At 62.2% G+C, this 17,462-nt stretch carries 18 protein-coding genes; 5 read left to right on the plus strand and 13 right to left on the minus strand.

Annotated features, from left to right (window positions below):
- Positions 1-84 precede the first annotated feature (84 nt).
- The 7 genes from eno to OHD62_RS16725 form a co-directional block, all read right to left on the minus strand.
- Positions 85-1,359: a phosphopyruvate hydratase gene (eno, locus tag OHD62_RS16695; protein WP_263783963.1), complete on the minus strand. Its 1,275-nt coding sequence runs from the start codon at positions 1,357-1,359 to the stop codon at positions 85-87.
- 398 nt (positions 1,360-1,757) lie between these two features.
- Positions 1,758-2,123 carry a PRC-barrel domain-containing protein gene (locus tag OHD62_RS16700; protein WP_263783964.1) on the minus strand — a complete coding sequence of 122 codons (366 nt, stop codon included), beginning with the start codon at positions 2,121-2,123 and terminating at the stop codon, positions 1,758-1,760.
- 87 nt (positions 2,124-2,210) lie between these two features.
- Entirely contained in the window at positions 2,211-2,414 is a 204-nt protein-coding gene (locus OHD62_RS16705; protein WP_263783965.1) for a dodecin family protein, read from the minus strand.
- A gap of 75 nt (positions 2,415-2,489) precedes the next feature.
- Entirely contained in the window at positions 2,490-3,329 is an 840-nt protein-coding gene (gene kdsA, locus OHD62_RS16710) for a 3-deoxy-8-phosphooctulonate synthase (protein ID WP_263783966.1), read from the minus strand.
- Positions 3,326-4,198, minus strand: a complete 873-nt coding sequence (locus OHD62_RS16715) for a VOC family protein (RefSeq protein WP_263783967.1) — start codon at positions 4,196-4,198, stop codon at positions 3,326-3,328. The genes kdsA and OHD62_RS16715 overlap by 4 nt, the downstream gene beginning before the upstream one ends.
- A gap of 42 nt (positions 4,199-4,240) precedes the next feature.
- Positions 4,241-4,537: a Dabb family protein gene (locus tag OHD62_RS16720; protein WP_006333509.1), complete on the minus strand. Its 297-nt coding sequence runs from the start codon at positions 4,535-4,537 to the stop codon at positions 4,241-4,243.
- 101 nt (positions 4,538-4,638) lie between these two features.
- The gene (locus OHD62_RS16725) at positions 4,639-4,773 is read right to left on the minus strand and encodes a hypothetical protein (RefSeq protein ID WP_263783968.1); all 135 of its coding nucleotides are present in this window, start codon (positions 4,771-4,773) and stop codon (positions 4,639-4,641) included.
- A gap of 242 nt (positions 4,774-5,015) precedes the next feature.
- Between OHD62_RS16725 and OHD62_RS16730 the strand changes: the two genes are divergently transcribed.
- Entirely contained in the window at positions 5,016-6,272 is a 1,257-nt protein-coding gene (locus tag OHD62_RS16730; RefSeq protein WP_263783969.1) for an SAM-dependent methyltransferase, read from the plus strand.
- Positions 6,273-6,456: 184 nt separating this feature from the next.
- Positions 6,457-7,449, plus strand: a complete 993-nt coding sequence (locus OHD62_RS16735; protein WP_412177398.1) for a glycerophosphodiester phosphodiesterase family protein — start codon at positions 6,457-6,459, stop codon at positions 7,447-7,449.
- Between the two features lie 48 nt (positions 7,450-7,497).
- On the opposite strand, the gene OHD62_RS16740 is transcribed toward OHD62_RS16735, so the two are convergent.
- From OHD62_RS16740 to OHD62_RS16750, 3 genes are all read right to left on the minus strand, one after another.
- Entirely contained in the window at positions 7,498-9,477 is a 1,980-nt protein-coding gene (locus OHD62_RS16740) for a bifunctional 2',3'-cyclic-nucleotide 2'-phosphodiesterase/3'-nucleotidase (RefSeq protein WP_263783971.1), read from the minus strand.
- A gap of 155 nt (positions 9,478-9,632) precedes the next feature.
- Positions 9,633-10,898 (minus strand): NAD(P)/FAD-dependent oxidoreductase, encoded by a 1,266-nt coding sequence (locus OHD62_RS16745; RefSeq protein WP_263783972.1) that lies wholly within the window; start codon positions 10,896-10,898, stop codon positions 9,633-9,635.
- On the minus strand, positions 10,895-11,017 hold the full coding sequence (locus OHD62_RS16750) for a hypothetical protein (RefSeq protein WP_263783973.1): 123 nt from the start codon (positions 11,015-11,017) through the stop codon (positions 10,895-10,897). The genes OHD62_RS16745 and OHD62_RS16750 overlap by 4 nt, the downstream gene beginning before the upstream one ends.
- Positions 11,018-11,072: 55 nt before the next feature.
- Here OHD62_RS16750 and OHD62_RS16755 point away from each other — a divergent pair, with 55 nt between their 5' ends.
- Entirely contained in the window at positions 11,073-11,732 is a 660-nt protein-coding gene (locus tag OHD62_RS16755) for a 5-formyltetrahydrofolate cyclo-ligase (RefSeq protein WP_263783974.1), read from the plus strand.
- Positions 11,733-11,737: 5 nt separating this feature from the next.
- On the opposite strand, the gene OHD62_RS16760 is transcribed toward OHD62_RS16755, so the two are convergent.
- On the minus strand, positions 11,738-12,211 hold the full coding sequence (locus OHD62_RS16760) for an Lrp/AsnC family transcriptional regulator (RefSeq protein ID WP_006333495.1): 474 nt from the start codon (positions 12,209-12,211) through the stop codon (positions 11,738-11,740).
- Positions 12,212-12,369: 158 nt separating this feature from the next.
- On the opposite strand from OHD62_RS16760, the gene ald reads away from it, so the two are divergent.
- Both ald and OHD62_RS16770 read left to right on the plus strand, forming a co-directional pair.
- Complete coding sequence (ald, locus tag OHD62_RS16765; protein ID WP_263783975.1) at positions 12,370-13,485, plus strand: alanine dehydrogenase; 1,116 nt, start codon at positions 12,370-12,372, stop codon at positions 13,483-13,485.
- Positions 13,486-13,681: 196 nt separating this feature from the next.
- Positions 13,682-14,980 carry an outer membrane protein gene (locus tag OHD62_RS16770; RefSeq protein WP_263783976.1) on the plus strand — a complete coding sequence of 433 codons (1,299 nt, stop codon included), beginning with the start codon at positions 13,682-13,684 and terminating at the stop codon, positions 14,978-14,980.
- Between the two features lie 447 nt (positions 14,981-15,427).
- Here the strand turns inward: OHD62_RS16770 and OHD62_RS16775 are convergent, their stop codons facing one another.
- Both OHD62_RS16775 and OHD62_RS16780 read right to left on the minus strand, forming a co-directional pair.
- Complete coding sequence (locus OHD62_RS16775) at positions 15,428-15,895, minus strand: DUF1203 domain-containing protein (protein WP_263783977.1); 468 nt, start codon at positions 15,893-15,895, stop codon at positions 15,428-15,430.
- A gap of 94 nt (positions 15,896-15,989) precedes the next feature.
- The gene (locus tag OHD62_RS16780) at positions 15,990-17,441 is read right to left on the minus strand and encodes an ROK family protein (RefSeq protein WP_263783978.1); all 1,452 of its coding nucleotides are present in this window, start codon (positions 17,439-17,441) and stop codon (positions 15,990-15,992) included.
- Positions 17,442-17,462 lie beyond the last annotated feature (21 nt).

Below are 17,462 nucleotides of genomic sequence, written 5' to 3' on the forward strand. Positions count from 1 at the left end.
TTACGGACGACAGAATTTGGCGGTCTTGAAAACAAAAAGGGCGGGAATGTCCCCGCCCTCGTCGTTTACTGATCGTTTCCAGAATCAGCTTTTCACAATCGACTTGCCGGCATAGAGCGCCTGCTTGCCGAGCTCTTCCTCGATGCGGATGAGCTGGTTGTATTTGGCCATGCGATCCGAGCGCGACAGCGAACCCGTCTTGATCTGTCCGCAATTGGTGGCGACGGCAAGATCGGCGATGGTCGAATCCTCGGTTTCGCCAGAACGATGCGACATGACGGCGGTGTAGCCGGCCTTGTGCGCGGTCTCGACGGCGTCGAGCGTTTCGGTCAGCGACCCGATCTGGTTGACCTTGACCAGGATCGAATTGGCGACGCCCATGCGGATGCCATCGCGCAGCCGCGCGGTGTTGGTGACGAACAGATCGTCGCCGACGAGCTGGGTCTTCTTGCCGATGAGGTCGGTCAGCATTTTCCAGCCGTCCCAGTCGTCCTCGGCCAGTCCGTCCTCGATCGAGATGATCGGATAGTCGGCGGCGAGCTTGGCCAGATATTTGGCCTGGGCCTTCGGATCGCGGGTCTTCTTTTCGCCCTCATAGACGTAGTTGCCGTCCTTGAAGAATTCGGTCGCCGCGCAATCGAGGCCGAGCGCGACCTCCTCGCCCGGCTTGAAGCCGGCCTTTTCGATCGACTCCATGATGAAATCGAGCGCAGCGGGCGCGCTTTTCAGGTTGGGAGCGAAGCCGCCTTCGTCGCCGACATTGGTGTTGTGACCGGCATCCTTCAGCTTCTTCCTCAGTGTGTGGAAGATCTCCGAGCCCCAGCGCACGCCATCGCGCAGCGTCGGCGCGCCGATCGGCAGGATCATGAATTCCTGAAAATCGATCGGATTGTCGGCATGCGCGCCGCCATTGATGATGTTCATCATCGGCACTGGAAGCACATGCGCCTTGGTGCCGCCGACATAGCGGTAGAGCGGCAGGCCGGCCGCTTCCGCCGCGGCCTTGGCCACAGCCAGCGACACGCCAAGGATGGCATTGGCGCCAAGCCGGCTCTTGTTGGGCGTGCCGTCGAGCTCGATCATCGTCTGGTCGATATGGATCTGGTTCTCGGCTTCCATGCCGCCGATCGCCTCGAACAACTCGCCGTTCACGGCCTCGACGGCCCTCAGCACGCCTTTGCCGAGATAGCGGGCGCCGCCGTCGCGCAGCTCGACCGCCTCATGCGCCCCGGTTGAGGCGCCGGACGGCACCGCGGCGCGGCCCATCGAACCGTCTTCAAGCACGACATCGACCTCGACGGTCGGGTTTCCGCGGCTGTCCAGGATTTCACGCCCGACAATGTCGATGATGGCGGTCATTGCAATGTCCCCGATTGATCTGACGAAGCGTCGCGCACCTCTTAGCCAAAGTGCCGCAAAAGGCAATCGGGGCGCTTGCAAATATTGGCACTGCCTCGATTCACGAAGCGCAAATTCCTGTCATCATAAGTCATGCGCGCCGCTCCGGCTTCTGGTTTATGATTCCGACGCGCGGGGCGAAACAGGAGGAGTTTCGCCATGTCCCAGTTGAGCGGTATCGTGAGTTTATTCCTGATTGCAGCTGCGTTCCTGACGTCATGCGACAATCAGCAGCCCCAGCAGGGATCATCACCGTTGCCGGCCCTGCAAATTGCGCAATAGTTTTGTCGCATCTCGAAAGGCCCCCGGTTGACGGGGGCCTTTCTGATTCAACTATACTTATCCGGACATGCGCCAGGTCAGTGCCAGTAGGGTTCGACCTTGTAGTAGTTGTACGAAGCGTCACGTGCCGCCTCGCCGTCGGCGCCTGTCAGTTCGTTGATCGAATAGGCAGGTGCGGCTGTTAGCTGTTCCTTGGTGAAGGGCACGACGTAGCCACCCTTGTCCTCATCATAGTCGAGGCTCGCCCAGGGAACGGCGTGGTACTTCTCGCCGATGCCAAGAAATCCGCCAAAGCCGATCACAGCGAACATGATGCCGTTCGACGTCTTGTCGAGCATGACGTCCTCAATGTCGCCGATGTGCGTGCCTTCGGTGTTGTAGACCGACGTGCCGATGACGCGCGAAGCGGCAATGGCCTCGGTGTGCCCAGTCTGGGTTGTCATGATGTGCTCCTCTCTGGTTGTTGACGCTATGCGTTGACAATGAGGGAGGCGGACGAAGGTTCCAGACTTTCTTTGGTATCCGGCCAGCTACTCCGCGAGGATGAAGGTGACTTTCATGTTGACGCGGTAGGCGGAGATAGTGCCGTTCTCAACGACGATCTTCTGATCCTGAATCCATGCGCCTTCGACATTCTTCAGGGTCTTTGAGGCGCGCGCAATTCCCTTCTCGATAGCGTCCTGAAAGCTCTTCTTCGACGATGATGTGATCTCGGTGACGCGGGCGACAGACATGGCTTCCTCCTGCCAAGGTGCTCATTTGCCGGGCAAGCGTACAGCCGGCTCTTGCCTACCACAAGCACGCGCGTCTCAGCCCTTGGCGATTCGATCGAACGCCATCAGCCTTTCGAGCAGGGCCGGGAGATCCTTCAGCGGCACCATGTTGGGACCGTCGGAAGGCGCGTTGTCGGGATCCTGATGCGTCTCGATGAAGACGCCGGCGACGCCGACCGCGACCGCGGCGCGCGCCAGCGTTTCGACGAAGCGACGCTCGCCGCCGCTGGAGCCGCCCTGCCCGCCCGGCTGCTGCACGGAATGGGTGGCGTCGAAAATCACCGGCGCACCGATCTCGGCCATGATCGGCAGCGAACGCATGTCGGACACCAGCGTGTTGTAACCGAAGGACGCGCCGCGCTCGGTGACCAGCACATTGGCGTTGCCGGAACCGGTGATCTTGGCGACGACGTTCTTCATGTCCCAGGGAGCAAGGAACTGGCCCTTCTTCACATTGACCACCTTGCCGGTTCTTGCCGCCGCGATCAGCAGGTCGGTCTGGCGGCTGAGAAAGGCTGGGATCTGCAGGATATCGACATGCGGCGCGACGAGCTCACACTGCTCCTCGGTGTGGATGTCGGTAAGGATCGGCAGCGAGAATTCCTTGCGGAGATCGTCGAACACCGGCAGTGCGGCATCGAGCCCCGCGCCGCGCGTTCCGCCGAGCGAGGTGCGGTTGGCCTTATCGTAGCTGGTCTTGTAGACGAGGCCCAAGCCAAGCCTCTCCGTCAGTTCCTTCAAGGCGCCCGCCATGTCGAAGGCGTGCTGGCGCGATTCAAGCTGGCAAGGGCCGGCGATCAGCGACAGCGGCGCGCTGTTGCCGAAGACGACCTTGCCGACGGCTACAGACGAATTGGGGGCCAAGGGCTTGCTCATGGGATCTCCCGGAAAATGAAAACCGCACCCTGTCCGGGCGCCGGCCGCACGACAATATCATTGCCGTCTATGTCGTGTTCGATGCAATTGGCCGCAAGGAGCCTTGCGACCGTGTCGGCGCGACGAACCGAAAAGACGATCCCGGCGAAGCGAAGTTCTGATGGGGCATCGGCCGGCAAGCCGAAACGTGTTTCGAACGCGGCAGGCTCAAGCAGGGTCAAACCGGCGTTGGGCAAGCGAAGCGCCGCGCCCTCTTCCGTAGCCGCCGCGATGGCAAACAATCGGCGCTGGCTGGATGGCTTGTCGCTGACCGCCACGACTTCGATGATGCCGGTTGCGCCGTTGGCATGGGTTTGCAAGGCTGTGCGGTCCACCTTGGGCGCGTTGATCCGCTCGCACGCAAACAGGAACGCGTCCGTCGCCCCGGTTCCAGAGGCAAAAGCCAGTTTGAACGACGCCATGTCGCTCTTTCCCGCAGCGTCGGCAAAGGCGCGCGAAAAGCTCAGCATGCTGCCCGCCGACAGGCCGGCTTCGAAATAGCGCGCATGGTCTGCATCGGCATTGCCGGTGCTGAGCCCGATGGCCGAGAATCCCTCATCACCGCATCGGTCGCGATAGGCACGATCGCCCGCGACGAAGACGTTGCCCGCCGCGATCGCCTTCGCCGCCGCTTGCGCGTCGCCTACCGCCAGCGGCTCGAGATAGGTGCCGTCCTCAAGGAAGACACAGCAGTTTTCCGTTCCGAATGGGTGAATGCCGGTCGGCGCCACGACAAAGCCAAGCGAAGTGAGCCGCGCCCGCGCCGTGTCGAGATTCGCGGTCGGCAGCACAAGATGGTCAAGCGGATGAGCGGGCGTCGTCTCGGTCATGCCGGCGCGGTGTGCATCATTCCGGGAGACGGTTCAAGCGTTTCAGCCGCTTGCCGCCGCCACGACGTCGGCCGAATAACGCAATTCGCGCAACGGCCTGACCTGGCTGGTCGTCTCGGCATAGAGAGGATGCGCCTTGTAGGCGGCAAGTGCTGCTTCATCCTCGAACTCGGCATAGACGACCACATCGATTTCGTCCGAGAGCGGGTCGACCTTGGTGTTCAGCGTTACCTCGAAAAAGCGGGAATGAGGGATTTTGCCCAGCGCCAGCAAGCCGGTGCGCACAGCCTCCACATCCTCTTTATCGCGCGCGCTGAAGAAAACGATATGCCGGATCAAACCAGCCTCCTCGATCGATATGCAGGCGTGTTTTGTGCGTGCAAAACGATCGCGTCAACCGGCAACGATGTCGCGCCAGCAGCATGTCGAGGGGGAAGCCCCTAGACCAGACTGGTGGCGTAGTTCACGACTCGCGCTATCTCCCTGACGGTGTAGTCGAGATAGCGGCCCTGATTGTAAAGCCCGTCCCAAATGAGGAAGAAGGTGACGGCGGCGATGACGATGACATAACGCATGACTAAAACTATCGCATGAGAGTGGCTGTTGCAGCCAGAGTGATTCCGACGCTGGTCGGCGCCCTTCCCCAACATCTTTCTAATATACGTCCGCTTTGCCTTGCCTCTTGAAGTTCCCGTTGATGACGTGAAAGATTGCTGCGGGGATTCATCGGGAGAGGCATTCGAACCTGGCGAATGAACTGCGAGAGGGTGCGAAAACCTGTCTTTGTGACGGTTGCGCAGAAGTCCGGGGGCGTGACATGGCATACAAGGAACAAAAGAGCGTTGCTTTGGGCGACGCGATCAGGCTGGACGAATTCAATTTCGCCGAAATCGTCAAAGGCCTGCCGGCCAAGGCACGCATGGTGCTGTCGGCGGCGATGAACCTGCCGCGCGGTTCACTCAAGGTTAGAATGCCGGACGGCCGCGCCGTCCTCGTCGGCGGCAAGGGCCCTGGTCCGGACGCCGAGCTGGTGCTGAAGAACTGGCGCTTGCCTTCCCGTGCCTTCACCGGCGGCACTATCGGTGTTGCCGAATCCTACATGGATGGCGATTGGGAAAGCCCAGACGTCACCAGTTTCCTTGAATTGTTCGTGGTCAACTCGGCAATCGGCGAGCGTGTCGCGGGCGGCGCCAGCTGGCTCATCAACACCGTCCAGCGCATCCGCCATTGGTTCAACGAGAACACCCGCGCCGGCTCGAAGCGCAATATCTCGGCGCATTACGACCTCGGCAATGCGTTCTACCGGGAATGGCTGGATCCGAGCATGACCTATTCGTCGGCGCTCTACGCGACCGGCGCCAATGATCTGGAAAGCGCGCAGGCCGCCAAATACCGCGCGCTGGCCAAGGATACCGGAATTGGCAGGAAGGACCATGTGCTGGAGATCGGCTGCGGCTGGGGCGGCTTTGCCGAATTCGCCGCGCGCGAGATCGGCTGTCGCGTCACCGGCCTGACGATCAGCCGCGAGCAGCACGATTTCGCCAAGGCGCGCATCCAGAAAGCCGGGCTTGCCGACAAAGTCGACATCAAGCTGCAGGATTATCGCGACGAGACCGGCACCTATGACCGTATCGCCTCAATCGAGATGTTCGAGGCGGTCGGCGAAAAATACTGGCCGGTGTTTTTCGGCAAGATGAAGACTTGCCTGAAGCCCGGCGGCACGGCCGGTCTGCAGATCATCACCATCAACGAGGCGGCTTACGACACCTATCGCGCCCGTCCGGATTTCATCCAGCGCTACGTCTTCCCAGGCGGCATGCTGCCGACGCCGTCGATCCTGAAAGCGCTCGGCAAAGACCACGGCCTTGCGCATCTGCGCGAGCGCGTCTTCCCGGACGACTATGCCCGCACGCTCGCCGAATGGCGCCACCGCTTCCGGGCGTCATGGGAAAAGATCGTCCCGCTCGGTTTTGACGATCGCTTCAAGAAGCTCTGGGAGTTTTACCTGCATTATTGCGAGGCCGGCTTCCGCGCCAGCTACATCGATGTCCGCCAGGTGGTTTACAAGGCTTGAGAGCGTTGCGGCGGCTCACGCCATTTCATTGCGCAGCAGAGCCTGCACCCATATGTCGACGTATCCAGTCCGAGGCCCGGCGGCCTCGAGCGCCTTTTTCCCATAATCTCGACAATGCCCTGCGATCGCCGTCAAAAAGTCAGATCACGCCGCAGGATGCACCCGGCCTGCCATCGGGAATCACATCATGCGCAAACGCACCATCTGCCTCCTCGTCGGGATCGCCGCCGCGGGTGGCATCTGGCTCAACAACACATCGCTGCTGTCGAGCCGACCGGCCGGCATCCCTTCCGTGCTCGCCCATCGCGGCCTGGCCCAGGATTTCGACCGCACGGATCTTGACGCCGACACATGCACGGCCGATCGCATGCTGCCGCCACGTCATGCGTTCCTGGAAAACACTATTCCCTCGATGGAGGCCGCCTTTGCGCTCGGCGCGGACGCGCTGGAGCTGGATATTCACCCGACTACCGACGGTAAGTTCGCCGTCTTCCACGATTGGACGCTGGATTGCCGCACCGAAGGCAAGGGGGAGACGCGCGCCCATGCGATGTCCGAGCTGAAGACACTCGATGTCGGCTATGGTTATACGGCGGATGGCGGCAAGACCTTTCCGTTTCGCGGCAAGGGCGTCGGCATGATGCCGTCGCTGGACGAAGTGCTGCAGCATTTCCCCAATCGCCGTTTCAACATCAACATCAAGAGCAACGACCCTGGGGAAGGCGAAGCCCTGGCTGCCTGGCTTGCGGCGCTGGCACCCGCCGAACGCGCCCATCTATCGGTCTATGGTGGCGACAAGCCGATCGCGGCGGTCAAGGCGGCGCTGCCGGACATGCATACGCTGAGCCGCGCGTCGCTGACCCGGTGCATCCTGCGCTATGCGGCGCTTGGCTGGGCCGGTTATGTTCCGGAGGCGTGTCGGCAAGGGATACTGCTCATTCCGATCAACGTCGCCAAATGGCTATGGGGCTGGCCAGACCGTTTTCTGGACCGCATGGATGCCGTCGACACCCGCATCTATCTGCTCGGCCCTTATGCCGGCGGCGGCTTTTCGCAGGGATTCGACGATCCCCAACTGATCAACCAGTTGCCGGACGGCTATTCCGGCGGGATTTCCACCGACGCGCTAGACCAGGTCATGCCTGTGGTCAAGCGGCGTTTCGCGCCGCCGGCGTGAAACGACAAGCCCACGCCGCTTGGGGGCGGCGTGGGAGCCAGGCGGCTTTCAGAGAAGGATACGGTATCTGGCAAACCCTGCTTCGCCCTCGCCCGCCGGTTCGATCTTCAGTGACTTCACCTCGGCGATAAAATCCTTCGCCCTGGCGCCGGTCTCGAACACGACGCTGGTTCCGGGCAGCGGCGCAAACGACCAGTTGCCATCCGCCGACGGGTTGATCGTGCCTTCGCTGACGACGTAGCGCACGATCACGTCGCGATTGGTGTCCGGCGCCTCATAGATGATCTTCGAGGCGTCGATATCGGGGAAATTGCCACCGCCGCCGGCGCGGTAATTGTTGGTGGCGACGACGAATTTCCCTGCTGGATCAATCGGTTTTCCGTCGAACATCAAGTCGACGATGCGGTTCGACCCGGCATTGGCCAGCCCGCCCTTGGCGTCGTATTTCGGCGGCTGCGACAGGTCGATCCGGTAGGTGACGCCATCGATGACGTCGAAATTGTAGGACGGGAAGTCGGTGTTGATCAGCGCCTGGTCGGCTTTATCAGGCTCAATCCTGTTGAAGATGCCGGCCGACATCTCCAGCCATTCCTTCACTTGCGCCCCGGTGATTTCGACGGCGCGCACGGTGTTCGGGTAGAGATAGAGGTCGGCGACGTTCTTGATGGCGATGTCGCCCACAGGCACGTCGGTGTAGTAGTCGGCGCCGTTGCGGCCGCCGGCCTTGAAGGGCGCCGCCGCCGACAGCAGCGGCACGTCTTTCCATCGCGTGTTCTTGAGAATGTCTTTCAAATACCAGGTCTGCGCCTGGCTGACGATCTGCACCGACGGATCGTCGGCGACCAGCGCGAAGTAGGAATAAAGTGGCGCGGAGGTTTTGCCGACGGGACGGCGCACATAGGCAAGCGTCGCCTCGTGGTCTTCCTTGAGCGCGTCGACGATGCGCTGGTCGTCCGCGACCGTCGGCTTGTTCGCCTTGTCGACCCGTTCATAGATCGGCCGCGCCTCGGAGGTCGCCGAGACGACACGCCACTTCGACCCGTCGCGCTCCAGGAGCAGGTCGATCAGCCCCATATGTGAGCCCCAGAAACCGCCCATGACGGCAGGCTTGCCCTGCAGCGTGCCCTTTTCGGTATCGACGGCGTCGAGCGCCTGAAAATCCTTCTTGCCGGGGAAGACCAGATGCTGGTGGCCGGTGAACACCGCGTCGATACCGTCGACGCCGGCGAGAAAGAAGGAGGCGTTCTCCATCATGTCGCCCTGCTTCACGTCGATGCCGGAATGGGAGAGCGCAATGACGATATCGGCGCCCGCCTCCTTGATCTCCGGCACCCAGGCCTTCGCCGCCTCGACGATGTCGCGCGTCTTGACGTTGCCTTCCAGATTCTTCAGGTCCCAGACCATGATCTGCGGCGGCACGAAGCCGATGATGCCGATCCTGATCGGCTGCTCTGCACCCGAGCCGTCTTTGATCGTCTTGTCGAGGATGACATAGGGCTTGAGATAGAGCTTGTCGTCGCGCGGGTTCGCGGCCAGCTCGGTGCCGCGGATGAGGTTGGCGCAGACGAAGGGGAAATTGGCGCCGGCAAGCACCTTGTCCATGAAGGACAGGCCATAATTGAATTCGTGGTTGCCGAGCGTCGAGCATTCATAGCCGAGCAGGTTCATGCCCTTCATGATCGGATGGAGATCACCATCCTTCATGCCCTTCTCATAGGCGATGTAGTCGCCCATCGGATTGCCCTGCAGCAGGTCGCCATTGTCGATCAGCATGGCGTTGGTGGCTTGCTTGCGCACGGCATCGATGAGCGCGGCCGTCCGCGACAGGCCCATCGTGTCGTTTGCTTTGTCGGCATAGTAATCATAAGGCAGCACGTTCACATGGATGTCGGTCGTCTCCATGATCCTGAGATGCGCCTGGTTGGCCTGCGCACGGGCGGAGAACGGGTGAAGCATGATCAGCGCCCCGGTGGCGGCGGCACCCGCAAGCAGCGAGCGGCGGGATATGGGATGGGGCAGCTGCGACATTGTTTTCTTCCTTCTTCGACAATGACAAGTCCTGCCCTCCGGGCAGCAAAAGCTTCGCGCCGAAATCTTCCTGAGTCCATCGGGAAGTCCGGTTCGGCAGGCTGTGCAATCGATCAAGAAGAAGTGACGGGCGGATGACCACCCGTTGAAGACCGTCAGCTTTTGTCGTCGTCGCCCTGGGTGATCAGCCGGGCGCTGCGCTGACCGGTGAGGTATATCCATAGCCAGCTAAGCGAAACCGCAAGCCGGTTACGGAAGCCGATCAGGAAATAGATGTGCGCGAAGCCCCATAGCCACCAGGCGAGCCGGCCGGTGAGCTTGATCCAGCCGAAATCGATGGCGGCGGCACGTTTGCCGATCGTCGCCAGGTCGCCGTCATGCCGGTAGCGGAAAGGCCGCGGGGCGGTGTCGCCGGCAAGCCGCGCCTTGATCGTCGCCGCGACATGCTTGCCCTGCTGCTTGGCGGCGGGGGCGACGCCGGGCACCATACGGCCATCCGGCCGCAGGACATGCGCGGCGTCGCCGATGACGAAAATCTCCTGATACCCCGGCACGGTGAGGTCGGGCTCGACCAGCACCCTGCCCGCGCGGTCCGCCGCCACGCCCAGCCATTCGGCGGCCGGCGAAGCGGCGACGCCTGCCGCCCACAGGATTGTCCGGGCCGGCAGATGCGTTTCGCCGAACACGACACCCTCGGCATCGCAGCGCGTAACGGCCCGGCCGAGTTCGACCGTCACGCCGAGCCGCTCGAGCGCCTTCCTGGCATAGTCGGAAAGTTCAGGCGCGAAATTGGGCAGGATGCGCTCGCCGGCCTCGATCAGCACCACGCGCGTCTGCCGTGTATCGATGTTGCGGAATTCGCCGCGCAGCGTATCATGCGCCAATTCGACAATCGTGCCGGCCAGTTCCACGCCAGTCGGTCCGCCGCCGACGATCGCCAGCGTCAGCAACGCCTGGCGCTTGGCCGGATCGGTTTCACGCTCGGCCTGTTCGAAGGCCAGAAGCATGCGCCGCCGAATTGTGGTGGCGTCCTCCAGCGTCTTCAGCCCGGGTGCGAAAGGCTCCCATTCGTCATGGCCGAAATAGGCGTGCCGGGCGCCCGTGGCCAGCACCAGCGTGTCGTAGTCGACCGCGCCGCCATCATCGAGCAGCACGCGCTTGCCGGCGCGGTCGACGCCGCTGACATTGGCCAGCAGCGTCGTCACGTCCTTGCGCTTGCGCAGGAGATGGCGGATCGGCCAGGCGACTTCCGAGGTTGCCAGCGCTGTGGTCGCCACCTGGTAAAGCAGCGGCTGGAAGAGATGGTGATTGCGCTTGTCGATCATGGTTATGCGCACCGGCGCACCGGCAAGCGCGCGGGTGAATTCGAGGCCGCCGAAACCCGCGCCGACAACGACGACATGATGGTTGGCCTGCTTCATCTCATTTCACCCATGGCGAGCAATTCACCGTGGTTGATATAGGCATTTTTGTGCAGCGCAACAACGCCAGACCACGGACGATTGCCCGGGACTCGCCGCTTCATGTCGTCAATGCGCATGCCGCAGCTCGCACTCCTGATGTAGCGTCGTCGAAGCAGCACGCCGAGGTTAAGCATGGCTGATGATCGCGACGATGAAGGTCCGGCGCAATACGCCTCCCCGCCTTGCTTCATGCATGAACTCGACCCGGAATTCCGCGCGCCTCTGTCGGACTGGACTGACGTGAGACGCTGGCGCAAGGCCGAGCGCGAGCGCCTGATCGCAGCCCGTCTTGCCGTCCCCGCTGACTCGCGAACGGCAATGTCACAGCGCATCGCCGAAGGGCTCGACGCGGTGATCGGCGAGATTGCCGGCCGCATGGTCAGCCTCTACTGGCCGTTCCGCGGCGAGCCGGACCTGCGTCCGTGGATGGCGTCCATCAACGCGCGTGGCGGCCGCACCGCTCTGCCTGTCGTTGTCGAGAAAGGCCGGCCGCTTATCTTTCGCGCCTACGTTCCGGGCGACCGGCTGGAAAAAGGTGTCTGGAACATACCGATCCCGGCCGAAGGCGACCCGGTGCTGCCCGACATCGTCATTTCGCCGATCGTCGGCATCGATCCCGGTTGCTATCGCCTGGGCTATGGCGGCGGCTTCTTCGACCGCACGCTGGCGGCGATGCCGTTCAAGCCATTGGCCATCGGCGTCGGCTACGAGTTGCAGCGCATCGCCACCATCTACCCGCAGCCGCACGACATTCCGATGAGTGTAGTGGTTACAGAGGCGCCTGGAATTTAGCGAGCCTAAGCCATCTCCGGCTTCAGCCCCATCGCGGTCCGGTCGACGATCTCGCGCAACGCAAAAGACGAATTGATCTTCGTCACATGCGGCATGGCCGACAGCCACTCCTTATGGATGCGCTCGTAGTCGACGAGATCCTTGGCGGCGATGCGCAAGATGTAGTCGTACTCCCCCGACATCAGGTGGCAAGACAGCACGTTCGGGCAGCGCTTTATCGCCGCCTCGAAATCCGACAGCGTCTTCTCGAACTGCCCTGACAACGATATGTGCACGATCGCCGTCATCTGGTGGCCGAGGGCGGCATTGGAGAGCCGGGCGTGGTAGCCGCGAATGGTTCCCGATTTCTCCAGATTATCCAGCCGCCGCGAGCAAGCCGATTGCGACAGCCCGACCTTCTCGGCAAGTGCTGCATTGGGTATCCGCCCATCCTTCTGCAATGTCTCGAGAATGGCGATATCAATCCTGTCCAGCGGCATTTTTCGTGATTCCTGCGAAAAACCTGACGTTTTGCGCAACGATTATCGAAGCGTGCACTTTAGCGCAAGCGCATTCGCAAACACCTGCGCAACGATTCGTGTTTCACTAGGTTCATACAGGGAACATGCCCAAAAGGGCTGGATCAGGAGATAAGAAAATGCGCGTCGGCTGCCCCCGGGAAATCAAGAACCACGAATACCGCGTCGGCCTGACGCCGGGCTCGGTCCGCGAATATGTCGCGCATGGCCATGAGGTGCTGGTCGAGACCGGCGCCGGCGCCGGCATCGGCGCCGACGACAACGCCTATCGCGCCGCCGGCGCAACCATCGCCAAGACCGCGGTCGACGTGTTCGCCAAGTCGGACATGATCGTCAAGGTCAAGGAACCGCAGCCCAACGAATGGGTACAGCTCCGCGACGGCCAGATCCTCTACACCTATCTCCATCTCGCTCCGGATCCGGAGCAGACCAAGGGCCTGCTGGCCTCCGGCGTCACGGCCATCGCCTACGAAACGGTCACCGACGACCGCGGCGGGCTGCCGCTCTTAGCGCCAATGTCGGAAGTTGCCGGCCGCCTGTCGATCCAGGCCGGGGCAACCGCGCTGCAGAAGGCCAATGGCGGCCGCGGCGTGCTGCTCGGTGGTGTGCCCGGCGTGCTGCCCGGCAAGGTCACTGTGCTCGGCGGCGGCGTCGTCGGCCTGCATGCGGCGCGGATGGCGGCCGGGCTCGGCGCCGATGTCACCATCATCGACCGCTCGATCCCGCGCCTGCGCCAGCTCGACGATCTCTTTGCCGGCCGCGTCCATACCCGCTATTCGACTGTTGAGGCGCTGGAAGAAGAATGTTTCTCCGCCGACATCGTCGTCGGCGCCGTGCTGATCCCGGGCGCGGCAGCGCCGAAACTCGTTTCGCGCGAAATGCTGTCCGGCATGAAGAAGGGTTCGGTGCTGGTCGATGTCGCCATCGACCAGGGCGGCTGCTTCGAGACCTCGCACGCCACCACCCATGCCGAGCCGACCTACGAGGTCGATGGCGTCATCCACTATTGCGTCGCCAACATGCCGGGCGCGGTGCCGGTCACCTCGGCCCACGCCCTGAACAATGCGACGCTGCATTACGGCCTGCAGCTCGCCGACAAGGGCCTGAAGGCGCTGGTCGACGATCATCATTTGCGCAACGGCCTCAATGTCCACAAGGGCAAAATCACCAACCGTGCGGTCGCCGAAGCGCTCGGCTACGAGCTGGTCGAGCCAAAGGTCGTTCTCGCCGCCTGAACGCCACAATTTCTTCGATAGGGCCGCCGATTATCTCGGCGGCTCATCTTTTTCCACAAGCAAATTTAAGGGCTTACAGCCAGCCGAGCCAGATTTCCCGTTTTACGTGTATTCCGGCTTTTCTGTGTCTTTTTTGTTACAGCGGTCCTTGCGAGCCGATGCTAGGTAGCTCCCGGGTTTCATCGGGGCAAGGGCAATGATCAGCAGAAAATCCGCAAAATCTCTTCTTCTCGGCGCAGCGTCTATTCTGGCGCTCGGCTCAGTCGCTCATGCCGCCGACGTGGTCGCGCCGGTCGAGACGTCTGGCTTCAACTGGAGCGGCATCTATGTCGGCTTTGGCGTTGGCGCCGGCGCCAATGTTCACGAGCTCAGCAGCGACTTCATTCCCGGCCTGTCGTTGAACGGCATTGGCGGCGAAGGCGTGTACGGCGAGCTCACCGCTGGCTATGACTATATGGTATCGCCGCGCTTCCTGATCGGTGGCCTTGTCGACGCCCATGTCGGCAACATTGAAACCTCGCTCGACGTCGCCGGGTTCGATGCTTCGGTCAAGGAGACCTACGGTTTCGACGCTGGTCTGCGCGCGGGTTACCTCTTCACGCCAAACACGTTAGGCTATGTGCTCGGCGGTTATTCCTGGCAGAAATACAAGCTCGACACGAACGCCGCTTTTGATTTCGATTGGGACCAGAGCGGATATTTCGTTGGAGCCGGCGTCGAGACCGCCATCAACAGCAATTGGACGATCAAAACCGAATATCGCTATACGCGCTTCGGCACCAAGGATAATCTTCTTGCCGATCTCGGTGCGCCGGACGGCGCTCTCAATCTCGACACGTCGCGGCATACATTCCAGGTTGCGGCCAATTATCGCTTTGGCGCCCAGAACGGAGGCGTCGCGTCTTTTGAGGCTCCCGCCTACAACTGGACCGGCTTCTACATCGGTGGCGCGGCTGGCGCGGGCGCATCGGTGCATCAGATCAACGTTCCGCCGCTCGGCGACCTGGAATTCAACGGGCTCGGCGGCGAAGGCGTCTTCGGCGAGCTGAACGCCGGCTACGACCACGATTTCGGCAGCTGGGTGGCAGGCGTCATGGTCGATGCCCGCTACTCCGGCATGACTTCGGAGTTGAAGGTCCCGGGTGGATCGATCAACCTCGACACCGATTACGGGTTCGACGTGCTCGGCCGGGTCGGTATGAAGGTCAACGAATCGACTCTCGCCTATGTGCTCGGTGGTTATTCCTGGCAGCATTTCGATCTGAATGCGTCTTCGCCCATCGGCGATATCATCGACTGGGGCTCCAGCGGCTTCTCGGTGGGCGGCGGTGTCGAAACGGCTCTGTCCAGCAACATGACCGTCGGGCTCGAATATCGCTATTCGCAGTTCTCCGAGAAGGATTTCTCGTCGGATATCGGGCTACCGGATGACACCCTCACCTCCAAGCCTTCCTTCCACACCGTCCGTATCGGCGCGAAGTACAAGTTCAACTAAAGCCGACGCGCTTTGGTTCTTTGACTTTATGCATGTCGCTATCCCGGTGACATGCAATAGGACCGTCCAGGCAGCGGTCGAAGCCCGTCGGTCATTCCGGCGGGCTTTTTCTTTGCTCGAATTGCGGAGCGCGGAACAATGCGGGCAACAAAAAAGCGGGGTTTTGCCCCGCTTCCTCTGCTGTCGAGATTTCCCGCCGGTTCATCCGCGGTCGGCAAATCGATCAACGATAGCCTTTTAGCGCGGTAATAAGACGGGAGTACGACAGTCTTGACCAAAATCCGGCCGGCCGCGAACCGATACGCGCGCTGTGTGAAGCGCTTCACATTAGGCGGTCGAGAAACATGCCCATACACATCCGCCTGCTGGCGACTTCGCCAACAGCTTCTGTCGCAGGCTTTTTCCCCACTGCCCGCCAGACCATCGGCGGGCATTTTTTTAGGCCCCTCACGCCCGCTCGATCCGGCATTGATAGCAATTGTTGCGCGCCGAGCGGACATGGACATAGGCGATGTCGTCGCGCTCGAACAGGGCCTCCGCCCGTGCTGCGATAGCGCCTGTCGGGATGACGCCGCCGCTGCCATAGACGATGCGGTCGTCCCTGCCGTAACCGCGCACGATGTAGTCGGTGCTTTCGAGCATTTCAGGAAGCGCATCAGCCTCGGCGGCGCGCTCGCATTCCTGCGCATGCAGGAAGATCGGTCCAGTTTCGGCGTAGGGCTGGAGCTCCGGAAACGGTCGGAAGGCGAGGATGAGATAGGGATCGCCGGCCGCCACGTTCTTCAGGCAGTGGCGGCAAGGCACGCCGTCGCCGTCGGAAATGACCCGCTCTGGCGTCCTGCCATAGGCATCCGGTCCGCCGCGCTGCAAGGCTCTCACATCTTCCGTAAGCAAGGCTTTGAACTGGATGGTCATGGTGAAATCTCCGGTGTCGTTGACCGGAAATTATGCTTGCGCGACAGCACTTCCCACCCGATTCATGCCAAACCAATCGAGATTTTCGCTGCGCTCAATTGCTGGCTCCAATGACGGTTCTCAGCCATTGCGTGATCGCATCAAAGTCGATCGGCCTGGTCGTATCGACGTCGAAAAGCGGTCCGCGCCGCAGCGGTTCGGCACGGCTGGCCAGCTCGATCAGCTCGGGGATATAGGCCGCACCCGGATGGCCGGCCGGTCGCTGGTCGAGCCGGGCGCGGTAGCGGTCGGCAAGAACCTCGCCTGGCGCGTGGCACCAGATTTCGGCGGTCTGTTCGACGCCCGCCTTTCGCAGATAGTCCTCGATAAACTGGCGCGGCTGAAAGCCAAACCAGGCGTCTACGATCACGGTTGTCCCAGCGGGCGCCTCGCCGACGACCGACCAGATCGCCTGGTAGCTGGCGCGGCCGAGCGTGCGGTTGAACTCGCGGTCGCCGCCGCCGAGCACTTCAAGGAATGGGTTCTTGACCGTATCGAGCGCAAGCAGTGGCCATCCCATGCGGTCGGCGATGCCGCGCGAAACGGTGCTCTTGCCGCTGGCCGGGACGCCGTTGACGAGCACGGCGCGCCTGGCGCGGCCGGGTTGGGTAAGCGGCGAAAACAATGCCGGCGTCATGCTCGCCTCCCCCGCCAATGCCTGCAGGCCGGCGCCGATCACGCCGGCGTCGTCGCCGAGTTGTGCCGCTTCCACCTTGCATTGATACCAGGGCGCCAGTGCCGGCGCGCAGGCAAGCGCCTTGTGCGCCGCACGGCCAAGGCCGCCACCAATCAGAACCAGATCAGGGTCGAGCACGGCAACGGTCGTATCGATTGCGGCACGCAACGGCCTGGCCCAGGCTTCCAGTATGCCGCGCGCCTGGATGTCGCCGGCTGCGTCACGGGCAAAAAGCTGATCGACGGAAACGTCAGGACCTAAGCCTGCCCGCGCGATATGGCGGCCGAGCGCCGTGCCTGAGCTGGTGGTTTCAACGCAACCGCGCCGGCCGCAGGCGCAGATTTCGCCGTTCACATCGACAGTGATATGGCCGAGCTGGCCTGCCGTTGCCCTGCCACGCATGATCTGCCGGTTCTGGGTAACGGCGCCGCCAATGCCGGTGCCGATCGTGAACATGACGATATTGCCATGGCCCCGGCCGGCGCCGAGTGCCATTTCGGCGACCAGCGCCATGTTGCAGTCATTGTCGACGACGACGGACTTGCCGGCGATGTCTTCAAGCCGCTCAGCCAACGACACCGAGGCGAGGTTGACATAGCCGCCGGACAGGACCGTGCGGCGGCGCGCATCGACGCGTCCGGGCACGCCGATGCCGATGGCTGCCACCTCTGCGGAATCGAGCCGGCGCACCATATCGGCGATGCGGGAGAGAACCAGCTCCGGGTCCGGTGCGCTCTTCTCGGCAATTCGGTCGAGGATTTCACCCGGGCCGGAAATACGGGCGGCACGCAGATTGGTGCCGCCAATGTCAATTCCGATGCTGAGAGGCATGACGTCCTGCCAGTGATCAAA

It is taken from the genome of Mesorhizobium sp. YC-39 (assembly GCF_025753795.1).
Lineage (GTDB): Bacteria > Pseudomonadota > Alphaproteobacteria > Rhizobiales > Rhizobiaceae > Mesorhizobium.